The 14,948-nt window shown below is 65.9% G+C and carries 11 protein-coding genes; 10 read left to right on the top strand and 1 reads right to left on the bottom strand.

The window, feature by feature from the left end; all coding sequences use genetic code 11:
* The first annotated feature begins 10 nt into the window (after nt 1-10).
* From ACXJMY_RS02440 to ACXJMY_RS02400, 9 genes are all read left to right on the top strand, one after another.
* On the top strand, nt 11-817 hold the full coding sequence (locus ACXJMY_RS02440) for an enoyl-CoA hydratase/isomerase family protein (RefSeq protein WP_456617721.1): 807 nt from the start codon (nt 11-13) through the stop codon (nt 815-817).
* Nucleotides 818-893: 76 nt separating this feature from the next.
* Nucleotides 894-2,225, top strand: coding sequence for an MFS transporter (locus ACXJMY_RS02435; protein ID WP_456617720.1), 1,332 nt, complete (start codon nt 894-896; stop codon nt 2,223-2,225).
* A 253-nt stretch (nt 2,226-2,478) separates the two neighbouring features.
* Nucleotides 2,479-4,284 (top strand): MocR-like pyridoxine biosynthesis transcription factor PdxR, encoded by a 1,806-nt coding sequence (gene pdxR / locus ACXJMY_RS02430; protein WP_456617719.1) that lies wholly within the window; start codon nt 2,479-2,481, stop codon nt 4,282-4,284.
* A gap of 174 nt (nt 4,285-4,458) precedes the next feature.
* On the top strand, nt 4,459-6,468 hold the full coding sequence (locus ACXJMY_RS02425; protein WP_456617718.1) for a hydantoinase/oxoprolinase family protein: 2,010 nt from the start codon (nt 4,459-4,461) through the stop codon (nt 6,466-6,468).
* Nucleotides 6,465-8,045, top strand: coding sequence for a hydantoinase B/oxoprolinase family protein (locus tag ACXJMY_RS02420; protein ID WP_456617717.1), 1,581 nt, complete (start codon nt 6,465-6,467; stop codon nt 8,043-8,045). Before ACXJMY_RS02425 ends, ACXJMY_RS02420 begins: the two co-directional genes overlap by 4 nt.
* A gap of 11 nt (nt 8,046-8,056) precedes the next feature.
* A complete protein-coding gene (locus tag ACXJMY_RS02415) occupies nt 8,057-9,352 on the top strand; it encodes an aminotransferase class III-fold pyridoxal phosphate-dependent enzyme (protein WP_456617716.1) in 1,296 nt (431 codons plus the stop codon).
* Nucleotides 9,353-9,375: 23 nt separating this feature from the next.
* On the top strand, nt 9,376-11,040 hold the full coding sequence (locus ACXJMY_RS02410; protein WP_456617827.1) for a long-chain-fatty-acid--CoA ligase: 1,665 nt from the start codon (nt 9,376-9,378) through the stop codon (nt 11,038-11,040).
* 106 nt (nt 11,041-11,146) lie between these two features.
* Nucleotides 11,147-12,079, top strand: coding sequence for an N-carbamoyl-D-amino-acid hydrolase (locus ACXJMY_RS02405; RefSeq protein ID WP_456617715.1), 933 nt, complete (start codon nt 11,147-11,149; stop codon nt 12,077-12,079).
* Complete coding sequence (locus ACXJMY_RS02400; protein WP_456617714.1) at nt 12,076-12,753, top strand: flavin reductase family protein; 678 nt, start codon at nt 12,076-12,078, stop codon at nt 12,751-12,753. Before ACXJMY_RS02405 ends, ACXJMY_RS02400 begins: the two co-directional genes overlap by 4 nt.
* Here ACXJMY_RS02400 and ACXJMY_RS02395 read toward each other — a convergent pair.
* Entirely contained in the window at nt 12,750-13,412 is a 663-nt protein-coding gene (locus ACXJMY_RS02395; RefSeq protein ID WP_456617713.1) for an aspartate/glutamate racemase family protein, read from the bottom strand. The two genes, ACXJMY_RS02400 and ACXJMY_RS02395, sit on opposite strands and share 4 nt — an antisense overlap.
* Before the next feature lie 56 nt (nt 13,413-13,468).
* On the opposite strand from ACXJMY_RS02395, the gene hydA reads away from it, so the two are divergent.
* The gene (gene hydA / locus ACXJMY_RS02390; protein ID WP_456617712.1) at nt 13,469-14,938 is read left to right on the top strand and encodes a dihydropyrimidinase; all 1,470 of its coding nucleotides are present in this window, start codon (nt 13,469-13,471) and stop codon (nt 14,936-14,938) included.
* Nucleotides 14,939-14,948 lie beyond the last annotated feature (10 nt).

The raw sequence follows: 14,948 nt of genomic DNA, 5'->3' as shown, positions 1-14,948 counted from the left end.
GGAAACCAAAATGCCATCAGCCTATACGTTTACCGATCCCCGACTCGCAAAACTCGACGGGTTCAAGGTCGAGATCGACGAGGCGCATGAGCGCGCCGACATCATCCTGGGACGTCCGCCCTACAACGTGGTCGCGATGCCGCAGCGCGACCAGCTCCGGCTGACCTTCGAGACGCTGGACGAGGACCCGCGCGTCCGCGTCATCGTGCTGCGCGGCGAGGGCGAGCACTTCTCCAGCGGCGGCAATATCGGCGGCTTCATGGAAGCGAGCCCCGAGCATGTCTCCAAGCTCGCCTGGAACATCGCAGCCCCCGCACGCTGCGCCAAGCCGGTGATCGTCGCCAACCGCGGCTATTGCTTCGGCGTCGGCTTCGAATTGTCGCTCGCCTGCGATTTCCGCATCGCGTCGGAAACCACGCAATACGCGCTGCCGGAGCAGAAGCTCGGCCAGATCCCGGGGTCGGGCGGTTCGGCACGCTTGCAGAAGATGGTCGGCATCACCCGCACCAAGGACATCGTGATGCGCTCCAAGCGCATCTCGGCCAAGCAGGCGCTGGAGTGGGGCATTGCCACCGAATGCGTGCCGGATGCCGAGCTCGAGACGGCCACCGACAAGCTCGTCGACGAGCTCCGCACCTTCTCGCCCTTGGCGCAGCGCACGGCCAAGAAGCTCCTGAACGACACCGAGGACTCGACGCTCGCGATCGCGATCGAGCTGGAGGGTCATTGCTACAGCCGTCTGCGCCAGTCGGACGACTTCAAGGAAGGCGTCGAGGCCTTCAACGCCAAGCGCCCGCCGAAATTCGCCGGCCGCTGATACGCGACACGACCAACTGCCGCGGTTCGCAATTGCGCGAACCGCGGCGCTACTCAAAAGGGGGAGGAAGATAAAAATGGCTGAGATGGATATGCCGGTCGCAGGTGCACAGGCGCCGGCCGACAACAAGCAAATGGTCAACGCGATCATCGCGTCCGTGCTGGGATGGGCGCTCGATCTGTTTGATTTGTTCATTCTGCTCTACGTGGCGCCGGTCGTCGGCGCGCTGTTCTTTCCGTCGAGCAATGCGGCGCTGTCGCTGGCGGCGGTCTACGGCTCGTTCGCCGTGACGCTCTTGATGCGGCCGCTCGGCTCGGCGGTGTTCGGGCACTATGCCGACGTGCACGGCCGCAAGCAGGCCATGTTGATCGCCATCGTCGGCGTCGGCATCAGCACGGCGGCGTTCGGCCTGCTGCCGACCATCGCCCAGGTCGGCGTAATCGCGCCGATCATTTTCCTGCTGCTGCGCCTCGTGCAGGGCATATTCGTCGGCGGCGTCGTGGCCTCCACCCACACGATCGGCACCGAGTCGGTGCCGGCGCATTGGCGCGGCGCGATGTCCGGCCTGGTCGGCGGTGGCGGTGCCGGCATCGGCGCGCTGTTGGCCTCCGTCGTCTTCCTGATCACGTCGTCGGTCTTCCCGGGCGATGCCTTCGCGGTGTGGGGCTGGCGCTTCATGTTCTTCTCGGGGCTGCTGAGCTCGCTGCTCGGCTGGTTCATCTTCCGCAACCTCGAGGAGTCGCCCTATTTCAAGGAGCTGAAGCGCCAGCAGGGCAACAAGCAGGCGAAGGTGTCGAAAGCGCCGGTCAAGGACGTCTTTTCGGGCGAGTATCGCGGCGTCTTGCTGGTCAACCTGCTGATCACCTTCGGCGGCGGTGCCGGCTACTATCTGACCTCGGGCTACCTGCCGAGCTTCCTCAAGGTCATCAACGCGGTCCCGAACCAGACCTCGTCGCTGATCCTGATGGGGGCGAGCGTGTCGGCGTTCTTCTCGGCCGTGCTGGTCGGCGCGCTGAGCGACTGGATCGGCCGCAAGAAGACGTTCCTCATCATCGGCGTGCTGGCGGCGGTGCTGCTGCCGCTGTGCTATCTCAACCTCGCGGCCACCAAGGACACGACGCAGATCACGCTCTATGCGTTCGCCATCGCCTTCATCGGCAACGCCGGATATGCGCCGGTGCTGATCTTCCTGAACGAGCGTTTCCCGACCGCCCTGCGCGCAAGCGGCACCGGCCTGTCCTGGAACATCGGCTTTGCGCTGGGCGGCATGATGCCGACCTTCGTCTCGCTGGTGAGCGGGAGCCCCGCGGAGATTCCAATGTCGCTGGCATACTTCGCGGTCGGCGTCTTCGTGGTCTACCTGATCGGGGCGATCGTGATCCCCGAGACCAAGGGCAATTTCCGCTGATCCCGGCATCGGCGCGGCCATGTCGCGGCCGCGCCGGCTCATCGAATGCACGACGCGGCGGGAGTGGATGGGCTGCATTACGACGGTGTGATCGTCGGCGGCCGGCCGTAAGGCCGAGGGCGCGGGGGGCGGCTTTCTTGCCGCATTGAAGGCTGGGGTGTGGTCTGACAAGGCTGTACCTCGATGCCGACTTGCCTCAATCTGATGCGAATCTGGTGGCGCTCACCGGGCATTCGAGAAGCTTCCTGCCGCGATGGACAGAGATCATCACCCAAGCAAGCGCGTCTCCCTTGCCGGGATGCGTATCGACCGGACGTTGGCCGTGCCGCTGCATTTGCAGATTGCAGCGCATATCCGGGACTGCATTCTGCGCGGGGTCTTTCCAGGCGGAACGCAATTTCTCGGCTCACGCGAGATCGCGCGGGAATTGGGATGCTCGCGGACGGTGGTATTGACCGCCTGGGATCTGCTCTATGCGGAGGGCTACCTCGAATCGATGCCGCGCGGCAGCGTCATGGTGGCATCCGTCGCGGTGCCACATGCGCAGCCGCCTTCGCCGGTGTCGCCGGCCGCCGATCCCGCCCACATGTCGGAGCGCTGGCGCTCGCTGCTCGCCTCCGACTACGAGACCAACTGGCCGTCGGAGTTCAGTCCGGGCGCGCCCGATATTTCGAGCTTTCCCTTCAAGGACTGGTCGCGGCTGCTGCGTCAGGCCTGGCAAAATCCAAGAGAGCAGGAATGCCTCGATCTTCCCCCTGAAGGCCATCCGCGGCTGCGCAGCGAGATCGCGAACTTCCTCGGCTCGGTGCGCGGTCTGGTCTGCTCTCCGGAAGAGGTCGTCGTCACCTCCGGCACATCGGGCGCGCTGGATTTCTGCAGCCGGATGATCCTCGACCCCGGCGACGAGGTCTGGGTCGAGGAGCCGGGCTTCGTCGAGGCGCGATGGGCGCTCACGGCCGCCGGCGCAAAGCTTGTTCCCATTCCCGTCGACGACAAGGGGCTGGTGGTGCCGGAGGGAATCCGGCGCGCCCCGCATGCGCGGCTGATCGTGGTCACGCCATCGCATCAATATCCCCTGGGCGTCAGCATGGGCCTGGAGCGGCGTCTCGAGCTTCTCGACTGGGCCAACAAGAACGACGTCTGGGTGATCGAGGACGACTACAATTCGGAGTTCAGGCATCAGGACAGCATGATCGCCTCGTTGCGCTCGCTCGACCGCGAGGGGCGGGTGATCTATTTCGGCACCTTCTCGAAGATCATGATGCCGAGCCTGCGGCTCGGCTACATCGTCGCCAACAGGCGCTTCATCGAAGGATTTTCCAGAGGCCGCGCGCGGATCGACGTGCACACCTCCGGCATCGGACAACTCGCGCTGGCGGAGTTCATGCGCGAGGGGCACCTGTTGCGGCATCTGCGGGGGATGCGGCGGATCTATGCCGCCAGGCGCAAGGCGCTGATCGACGCAATCACAACGCTGATGCCTGATGATCTGGCGGTATCGTCCGCCGTCACCGGACTGCACCTGGTGGCGCTGTTCACCGACGCAATGCGGGCGCGGATGAGCGACCGCGAGGCGGCCGCAGTCCTGAAACAGGCCGGCATCCACGTGCAGCCTTTGTCGCAGAATTTTCTGGAGCGGCCCGACGCGGCAGGGCCTGGTGTTTGGCTACGGGCGGCTGCACGTCGAGGATGCCGCACCGTTGCTTGCGAGAATCGCGGCTTGTATCGGCAGTGGCTCCCGCAATGCACGATCCGGGCCGGCAACATCCTCTCTTACTGTTCGTACAATAAAGAGAGGCTGAGCCGACCGCTATGCATAGCTCATAGGCAGGCCCATATCCCGCAGCGCCGCCCGATCGCCTGCAAATTAGACAGACTATTTTGGGCGCTCCGATTGCAGTGCAGCGGGCGTCACGATTTGCGCCGAGAAATCCGTGGTGTGCGCTGCACTTTTCTCGCGTGGAACAGTCCGCGATTGCGTGCTCTCTGCGCGGGCACCGCTGCACCAAAACGTGCAGCTTGTGGCGCGGCGCGCGGCGTCGCTCGCGCGCTGGTCTAGCGGTTTGCGACAACTCTGGCCCTATCCCGCGCCCATCGCTCTGTCGCACGCTCGCTCATGGTGGCATGACAGGGGATGCATGATGAGCGCTCTCGGTTTGGCATTCGACGTTGTTGCGATGGACGGGAAGGACCCGGCGTCCGGTCCGGACGTCATCCGTAGCTGACTGTGCACATGAGCAATTCCGGCAATCACTGGGAAGTCGGCACCGATATCGGGGGCACCTTCACGGACATCATCGCGATCCGCCGCGATTCCGCCGAAGCGCGGATCGCGAAGGTGCCGTCGCGGCCGCAGGCTCCGGTTCAGGTCATGCTGGAGGCCATCGAAGCGGTGGGCTTGCGCAAGAGCGAGGTCAAGCGCTTTGTCCACGGCACCACGCGCGTGACCAACGCCATCGTCGAGGGCAGGCTGCCGAAGGTGGCGCTGGTCGCGACCGAAGGATTTGCCGACGTGCTCGAGATCGCGCGCTACCGCCGCCGCGATCTCTATCGCCTCGACATCCCGCCGAAATCGCCGCCACTGGTGCCGCCTGAACGATGTTTTGGGCTCGCCGAGCGCCTCGATCACGAAGGCCGGGTGCTGAAGGCGCTGGATGCTGCGGAAATCGAGCGGCTGGTGGCGTGGCTCAAGCAGACCGGCGTCCAGAGCGTCGCGGTGGCCTTGCTCCACGCCTACGCCAACCCGGTGCACGAAAAGATGCTCGGCGAGCGCCTCAAGGACGTCGTCGCCCATGTCTCGCTGTCGCACGAAGTCAATCCCGAGGCGCGCGAATACGAACGGACCTCGGCGACCGTGTTCAACGCGGCCGCGATGCCGATTGCGGTGGAATATCTCAGCGAGCTGGAACAGCGGCTGCCGATCGGGGCCGGCCTGCAGGTGTTCCATTCGGCCGGCGCCATGATCCCGATCTCCGCCGTAAAGCGGCGGCCGCTGGTGATGGCGATGTCGGGTCCTGCGGCCGGCGTTTCGGCCTCCGTCAGCATCGCGCGCCAGCTCGGCACATCGCGCATGCTGACCTTCGACATGGGCGGCACCACCACCGACGTCTGCCTGATCGTCGACGGTCAGGCCGAGATGACCGACGGCCGCATGCTCGGCGACAAGCCGCTGCGCCAGCCAATGCTTGCGGTTCATTCGATCGGCGCGGGTGGCGGATCGATCGTGCGCAATGGCCCGGGCGGCCTGACGGTAGGGCCGGAGAGCGCCGGCTCCGAGCCGGGGCCGGCCTGCTACGGCCGCGGCGGCACCGAGCCCACGATCACCGACGCCAACGCCGTGCTCGGTTATCTCAATCCCGAAACAAAGCTCGGCGACCGCATCGGGATCGACATCAAGGCCGCGGCTGATGTCATCGCCCCGATCGCCCGCGCACTTGGATTGAGCCTGACCGAGACGGCGCTCGGCATCATCAAGGTCGCGAACGCGACGATGGCGCGCGCGCTCCGCCGCGTCACCGTCGAGCGCGGCATCGACGGGCGCGACTGCACGCTGCTCGCCTTCGGCGGCGGCGGACCGATGCATGCCGCGGGCCTTGCCGATCTCTACGGGATTGCAGCGGTCGTCGTGCCCAGTGCATCGAGCGCGTTCTCGGCGCTGGGCTGCCTCACCGCGGATTTCAGCTTTCTCCAGCAGCAGACTTTTCGCGCGGCGCTCGACGGCATCGATCTCGCGCGCGTGTCGGAGCGGATCGGGACGTTGATCGCCGATGCCTCGGCACCGCTCATTGCCAACGGCGTTGCGCAGGCGGAGATCCAGGTCGAGCTGGTGGCCTTGATGCGCTACGCGGCGCAGAACGACGCCATTCCGGTGCCGTTCGCATTGCCGCTCGACGTCGGCAGGCTCAAGAAGGACTTTTTGGCGCGGCATCACGAGCTCTTCGGCTACGCGACGAGCGAGCCCTGCGTCATCGAATCCGTGCGTGTGCAGGCGCGTCGTCCGTCGACGACCGTTGTCAGCCGGCCGGCGACCGCGACCCGCGCAGTGTCCACCGGTCAGCGTACCTGCTCGTTCGACGGTTTCCACGACATCGCAACCGCGATCATTGACCGCGCCGCAATGACCGACATCGTCAGCGGTCCCGCCATCATCGAAGACGCCTGGTCCACTGTGGTGGTACCGCCCGGCTGGCAGGCGCGGCCCGATGCAACCGGCAATCTGTTCCTGACGCGGAGTGCAGCATGAAGCTCGATCCGTTCGTCGTCGAAGTCATCAGGCACGGGCTTTCCGCCGCCGCCGAAGAGATGAGCCTGGTGATGACGCGCTCGGCGCGCTCGCCGCTGCTGCGCGAGGCGGGCGACCTGTCGTCGGCGATCACCGACGGCCGCGGTGGCCTGGTCGGGCAGGGCCGCGACATTCCGATCCATCTCGGCGCGATGGCCTATACCATTCCCGAGTTGCTGAAGGTCGTGCCAATCGAGAGCCTGAACGACGGCGACGTGCTGATCTACAATGTCGGCGCGCTCGGCGGCAATCACCTCAACGACGTCAAGGTCGTGCGTCCGGTCTTCGTCGACGGCGAGATCGTGGCGTTCGCCGTCAGCCTCGCGCACTGGCCCGACATCGGCGGCACCTGGCCGGGCAGCTATTTTGCCAAGGCCATCGACACGTTCCAGGAGGCGATGCGGATACCGCCGGTGTTGATCGCGACCGCAGCCGGCGTCAGCGCGCCGATCGTGCAGCTGCTCAAGGCCAACGTTCGCGACCCTGAGTCCTGCGAGGGCGATCTGCTTGCCCAGATCGCGGCGACCAAGGCCGGCGAGAAGCGCATCGTCGAGCTTTGCCGCGAGCACGGCAAGGCGGTGTTCACGGCGATGCAGTCGCGCCTGCACGATCTCTCGGAGATCGAGATGCGCGAGGCAATTCGCGCGCTACCGGACGGCGTCTACGAGGGCGAGGATCATCTCGACGACGGCAGTGTGAACAATGCGCCGGCGCGCATTCACGTCAAGATCACTATTCGCGACGACGAGGCGACCTTCGATCTGTCCGGCAGCTGCGACCGCGTCTCCAACTTCTGCAACACGACGCCGTTCATGGCGCGCTCGGCGGTGGCCTATGCGGCGCGCATCATGAGCGGGCGCGACATGCACCAGAACGCAGGCGCGCTGCGGCCTTTGACCATCATCACGCGCCCGGGCTCGATCCTGGAGCCGGGCTGGATGGCGTCCGTGGCCGCCGGCAACCACGAGACGTCCATGCGCATCGTCGATGCGATTTTTCGCGCGATGCAGGACACCATTCCGGAGCGCCTGTCGGCCGGCGGCGCGACCACCGCGGGCGTGCTGTTCTTTGCCGAACCGCGCCAGAACGGTTCATGGAAGATGCTCTACGAGGTCCACGGCGGCGGCGAGGGTGCGCGTCATGACCGGGCCGGCATGTCTGCAACCCGGGTGCATCTCTCCAACACCTCCAACACGCCGGTCGAGGTGATCGAGGCGAATTACGCGATCCGGCTCGAACAGCAGGCCATTCGCTGGAATTCCGGCGGCGCGGGGGCCCATCGCGGCGGTGATGGCTCCGTCCGCACCTATCGCATCCTCGCGCCTTCCATGCACCTGACGACCTGCATCGAGCGCATGGTGATTGCGCCGTTCGGCATGCAGGGCGGCGAGTCCGGCAAGGCCTGCCGCATCTCGCTGATCAGGCAGGGCGCGAACGTTGCCATCGACGGCAAATCGAACCTGGTGTTGCAGCAAGACGATCTCGTCACGATCGAGATGTGCGGCGGCGGCGGCTACGGCGCCGCGGCCGCGGAGTGAGGGGACCCGCGATGAGCAAATTGTTGCGAACCGGACTGAACGCGGGTGAGAGCGCGCCGATGGCCGTGGTCGGTGGCGAGGGTGTCTACTTTCACCTTGCGGATGGGCGCCGGCTGATCGACGGCAGCAACACTGGCGGCGGTCTCGGGCATCGTCATCCCGTGATGGTGGAGGCGATCCGTCGCGCGGCCGATACGCCGGTCGTGAATGAGGGCTGGACCTGGGTCGGGCGCGAGCAGGCCGCCGACGATCTGATGGCTGCCGCGTTCAAAGGCGAGGAGGATTGGGTCGGCGCGGTGCGCTTCTGCATCAGCGGCAGCGAGGCCAACGACATGGCGCTGTCGCTCTGCCAGGCGCTGACGCAACGCTCCGCATTGGCGACGCGCGAGCGCGCCTATCACGGCATCACCGGCCTGTCGCGCAGCATGACGGTGCAGCCGCAGTGGCATGGCGGGCTCGCGGTGCACTCAGGCGGCTCGAAGCTGCCGGCGCCGATGGCCCCGGTGCGTATCTTGCCCGCACCCGATGGTGCAATCTATGGCGCGCCGGCCAACAATGCACCTCCGAGCGAATATCTGGCGGACGCCACGCGGCTGCTCTCGGACACCGCGGCGACGATCATCGACTACACCCAGGGCGGCATCTATTACGACGGCGCGTATCAGGACGAGGTGGCGCGTTGCGCACGCCAGGCCGGCTCATACTGGATCGCGGACGAGGTCGTCACCGGTGCGGGACGCGCCGGACGCTGGTTCGCATTCCAGGGGGCGACGAGCCGCCCCGACATCGTGACGCTCGGAAAATCGCTCGGCGGCGGTGCGGCGGCGGTGGCCGCGGTCGTGGTCTCGAAGGCGATCGTCGAGCGGCTCAAGGGCACGAGCTGGCAGAATTACGGCACGCTGCGCGGTCATCCGATCAGCATGGCCGCCGTCAGCGCCTACCTGAAGGTCGTCACCGAAGAGAAAATTCTCGAGCACGTCCGCAGTCTCGAAAAGCTGTTCACCCGCCGCCTGCTCGCGATCGCGCAAAAACATCCCAGCGTGCAGCGCGTGGCGGGGCAGGGGCTGCACTGGACGGTCGAGCTGCACGGGCCGGATTGGCGCTCATGGCGCGCCGATACGACCGAGGTGCCGATCGCCTCGCGCGTGGCGTCGCGTGCGCTGGAGGCCGGCGCGGTGATCGGGACCAGCGGCGAGCAGACCTCGCTGTTCCTGGCGCCGCCGCTGGTGATCTCCGAGCACGAGGCCGAGTGGCTGCTGGACGCGCTCGACCACGGCCTGGACATCGCCGACGAGGAGCACGGGTGAGCGCGGACGGCACACCGAACGCAATGCTTCGCCGGTCACCGAATTGGCCGGCGGATGAGCCCTGGCATCTCGCGATGCCCGAGGGAACGCTCTACGACGCGCTGGCGCGGGCCGCGCATGATCGCCCCACGCATCCGGCGACCATATTTTACGGCGCGAGCCTCAGCTATGCCGAGCTGCGCGACCGGGTCGACGCCATGGCCGGATTCCTGCAAACGGTCTGCGGCGTGCGGCGCGGCGACCGCGTCATCATCGCCCTTCAGAATTCGCCGCAATATGTCATCGCCTATTATGCGGTGATGCGGGCGGACGCCGTGATCGTGCCCGTCAACCCCATGAACAAGACGGCCGAGATCGACTATCTCGCCGCGGACAGCGGCGCCCGGGTCGCGATCATCGGCAGCGAGCTCAGCGCCGAGTTTGCTCCGCCGGCGGGCGGGATCATTGCCCATGCGATCGTGGCGCAGTATCGCGACGAGATTCCGGCGGCCACGCCTTATACGCTGCCATCCTGCGTGACCGAAGCCTCGGCGGACGTGCCGCCGTTACCGGGGTGGCATTCCTGGTCGTCCGCAATCGCACAAGGCCTGTTGCCCGGCACGATGAGCGCGGCGCCGGACGATCTCATGATCCTGCCCTATACGTCGGGAACGACCGGCAAGCCCAAGGCCTGCATGCACAGCCATCGCAGCGCGCTGTTCACTGCGGTCTTGCAGGCGCGCTGGTACGGCCTCGGCGGCGACGACGTGATGACCGGTTTCATGCCGCTGTTTCACGTCGCGGGCATGCAGGGCTCGATGAATGCCGCGATCGTCACCGGCGCCACGCTGCTGTTGATGGCGCGCTGGGACAAGGATCTGCTGCCGGATCTGTTCGAAACCTACGGGGTAACGTTCTGGAACGCGGCCCCGACCATGATCGTCGACGTGCTTGCCAGCGCCCGGTTCCGCGACCGCTGTTTTGCCAAGCTCAAAGTCTTGACCGGCGGCGGCGCCGCGATGCCGACCGCGGTGGCCGAGCGGCTGAAGGGACGCTTCGGTCTCGATTTCGTCGAGGGCTACGGCATGACCGAGACGATGTCACCGACGCACATCAATCCTATGGCGACGCCGAAGCGGCAATGCCTCGGCATCGCCGTGCACGAGACCGACGCAAGGATCATCGATCCGGAGAGCCTCACCGAGCTCGACGACAACGTCGTCGGCGAGATCGTCGTGCACGGCCCGCAGGTGCTGCGAGGCTATTGGAACAGACCGCAGGCCGACGCCGAGGCGTTCATCGAGCTCGCCGGCAAGCGGTTCCTGCGCACGGGCGATCTCGGCTATCGCGATGCCGACGGCTATTTCTTTGCGGTGGACCGCCTCAAGCGGATGATCAATGTCAGCGGCTTCAAGGTGTGGCCGGCCGAGGTGGAGGCGGCCATGTACCAGAACCGCGCCATCAGGGAATGCTGCATCGTCTCGGCGCCGGACGATTATCGCGGCGAGACCGTCAAGGCGCTGGTGGTGCTGGATGAGGCGATGCGCGCGACGACGTCGCCGGATGATATCATCGGCTGGGCGCGCGGCGTCATGGCAAGCTACAAGGCGCCCCGCGCCGTCATCTTCGTGGATGCCTTGCCGCGCACCGCGAGCAACAAGATCAACTGGCGGCTTTTGCAGGATGCCGAATGGGGGCGGACGGCATGAAAACTGCTTGTCTGGAAAATCGGCGCAAGACCGCGGTATGCTGCGCGCGCCGACACCCCCTTGAAGCTGCGATCCCCAGCCTCGCCAATCAATCAGGAATTTTCTGATGCGTATCGTCAATGTTGCCGCCGCCCAGATGGGCCCGATTCAGAAAGCCGACAGCCGCGAGGCCGTGGTCAAGCGCATGATCGCGCTGATGGACGAGGCCAAGACCAAGGGCGCCGATCTGATCGTCTATCCGGAGCTGGCGCTGACGACGTTCTTTCCGCGCTGGTACGCGGAGGACCGGGCCGAGTTCGACATCTGGTTCGAGCGCGAGATGCCGAGTGCGGCGACCAAGCCGCTGTTCGAGCGCGCAGCTCAGCACCAGATGGCGATGAATTTCGGCTATGCCGAGCTGACGCCTGACGGCCACCACTTCAACACGGCAATCCTGACCGACAAGTCCGGCAAGATCGTCGGTAAATATCGCAAGGTCCATCTGCCGGGCCATGTGGAGTACGACACCAAGCGCTCGCACCAGCATCTGGAGAAGCGCTATTTCGAGCCGGGCGATCTCGGCTTCAAGGTCTGGCGTGAGCTGGGCGGAATCATCGGCATGGCCATCTGCAACGACCGCCGCTGGCCCGAGACCTATCGCGTCATGGGCCTGCAGGGCGTCGAGATGGTGGTGATCGGCTACAACACGCCGTCCGTCAATGCGGAGAAGAGCGAGGAGGGCGTCGAGAAGCGCCTGTTCCACAATCGCCTCTCGGTGCAGGCCGGCGCCTATCAGAATGCGACCTGGGTCGTCGCGGTCGGCAAGGCCGGCGTCGAAGATGGCCACCCGCTGTTTGGCGGCAGCCTGATCGTCGATCCCAATGGTGAGATCGTCGCCGAGGCGAAGACGGAGGACGACGAGGTTCTGGTTCACGCCTGCGACCTCGATGCCACGACCTTCGGCAAGACCACGATCTTCGATTTCGCCCGGCATCGCCGCATCGAGCATTACGGCCTGATCACCAGCCAGACCGGCTCGGTGCCGCCGCCGGAGAAATGACGCCGATGACAGGCAAGGGCACATCGGGCATTCCGCTGCGCGAGCTCGATCCGCGCGACCGCTACAAGCTGCTCTGCGGCGTGGTGGTGCCGCGGCCGATCGCGCTGGTGACGACGCTGGACGAGAACGGGGCGGTCAATGCCGCGCCGTTCAGCTTCTTCAACGTCTTCTCGGAAAGCCCGGCGCTGATCGTTCTCGGGCTTCAGCACAAGCCGGATCACAGCCCGAAGGACACGACCCGCAACATCCATCGCGATGGCGAGTTCGTGGTTCACATGGTGGACGAGGCGCTGTCGGCATCGATGAACGACTGCGCGGTCGATTTCCCCTCCGGCGACAGCGAGGTCGCCGCGACCGGGCTCGCCACGCTGCCCTCCGTCGATGTGAAGGTGCCGCGCCTCGCCGCGGCGCCCTTTGCGCTGGAATGCCGCCGCCATGTCGTGCTGAACTTTTCGCCCGACCGCGAACTATTGGTCGGTGAGGTGCTCAGGGTTCACGCCCGCGAGGGCCTGGTCGATGAGGCCAACATGTATGTCGATCTCGATGCCTACCGGCCGATCGGCCGCATGTTCGGCAATCTCTACACGACGCAGCGGGACACGTTTGCGCTTGTTCGCGAGAGCCATGCGCAGTGGCTCGCGCGCCAGGACGCCAAAGAGCTGAAGGACGCCTAGTGAGCCGAGAACTGCACCGCTCCCAGCGCCATGGTGACGGCCGCCTGTGTCGGGTCGATCACGGGAATACGAAGCGCGTCTTCCAGCGGGCGGCGGTGGCGCGCCATGCCGGCGCAGCCCATCACGATGGCGCGGGCGCCGTCCTCGTCGCGCAGCGCGCGGCCGATGTCGATCATCTTCGCGAGCGTCCCTTCGCCGGACGCGGTTTCCGCCACGCTCATATTCAGCGGCCGCTCGCCGGCCAAGCGTTCGGTCAGTCCCATCTGCCTGAGATAGCGCATGTGGCGCGGGATCGAGCGCTGGGCAATCGCGATGACGCCAAAGGTCTCGGCGCGGGCGAGCGCGGTCAGCACGCCGCACTCGGCGATGCCGAACACGGGACGGTCGGTGCCCTCGCGGCAGACTTGAAGACCGGGGTCGCTGTAGCAGGCGATGACGAAGGCAGCCGAGCTGTTGTCGCTTTCCACCAGCCGGCGCAGCGGCATCGCGACGCCATCGACATCGGCCTGGCTTTCAATGCCGAACGGACCCTCCGCCAGCGACTGGCAGACCAGTTCCGGTCCGCCTTCGAAAGCGAGCGGCTTCAGGGCATCTTCAAGCCCTTGCGTGACCGCGGGGTTGGAATTCGGATTGATGACGAGAATGCGCGGCCGGGACATGATGGTCTTCCTGCGAAATTACGAGTACTTGCCTCAGGCATATCACGGAGTGCCTCATGACTGAACCCACTTACGACCTGATCATTCGCGGCGGACGCGTCGCGACCACGACCGACGTGTTCGAAGCCGACGTCGCCATCTCCGGCGAGACCATCGCCGCCATCGGCCGCGGGCTTCCGCCCGCCAAGCGCGAGATCGACGCGCGCGGCAAGCTGGTGCTGCCCGGCGGCGTCGACAGCCACGCCCATATCGAGCAATTGTCCGCTGCCGGCATCATGAACGCCGATACGTTCGAGAGCGCGACGGTGTCCGCGGCGTTCGGCGGCACCACCACGGTGATCCCGTTCGCCGCCCAGCATGTCGGCATGAAGCTGCCGCAGGTGGTGGAGGACTATCACGCGCTGGCGAAGAAGGGCGCCGTGATCGACTACGCCTTTCACATGATCATTGCGGACGCGACCCGGGAGACGGTCGAGGAGCACATTCCGGCGCTGGTGAAGCAGGGCCATGCCTCGATCAAGATCTTCATGACCTATGACCGGCTCAAGGTCGACGACGAGCCGCTGCTCGACATCCTGCTCGCCGCGCGCCAGTCCGGCGCGATGCTGTGCGCGCATGCCGAAAACCACGGCATCATCGCCTGGATGGTGAAGCGCCTGCTCGCGCGCGGCTACACGCTGCCGAAATACCACGCGGTCAGCCACGCCCGTGTGTCGGAGTCCGAAGCCTTCACCCGGCTGATCGGCATGGCCGCACTGATCGATCAGCCGATCATGATCTTCCACGTCTCCACGGCCGAAGGCGCCAAGGTGATCCGCGATGCGCGCGGGCAGGGGCTCAAGGTCTTTGCCGAGACTTGTCCGCAATACCTGTTCCTGACTGCCGGCGATCTCGACAAGCCCGGCGCCGACGGCGCCAAATGGATGTGCAGTCCGCCGCCGCGCACCCATTCCGACCAGGAGGCGCTGTGGCAGGCGCTGTCGCTCGGCGATCTCCAGACCATCTCGTCGGACCACGCACCGTATCGCTTCGACGAAACCGGCAAGCTGCGCGCCGGACCCAATCCGAACTTCAAGCAGGTCGCCAACGGCCTGCCGGGACTGGAGCTGCGGCTGCCGCTGCTGTTCGACGCGATGGTGTCGAAGGGACGGCTCGGCCTGGAAAAGTTCGTCGAGCTGACTTCGACCGCGCCGGCCAAGATCTACAATCTGCATCCGCGCAAGGGCTCGATCGCAGTCGGCGCCGACGCCGATATCGCGATCTGGGATCCCAATCGCGAGACTGTGATCGCCGACGAGATGATGCACGATCTTGCCGGCTACACGCCGTTTGCAAGCCGCAAGCTGAAGGGCTGGCCGGTATCGGTGTTGTCGCGCGGCCGCGTCATCGTCGACGACAACAAGTGTCTCGCGAGCGCCGGCAGCGGCAAGTTCCTGGCACGCAGCGGCGGTGAGGCGGCCAAGCCCACCGGCCGGCTCGTCGCCGACATGGATCCGGAACGGAATTTTGGAGCAAAACTGCTGTGACGGTGGTTCG

It is taken from the genome of Bradyrhizobium sp. P5_C12, assembly GCF_054049735.1.
This window is presented reverse-complemented; position numbering and strand designations above follow the sequence as displayed.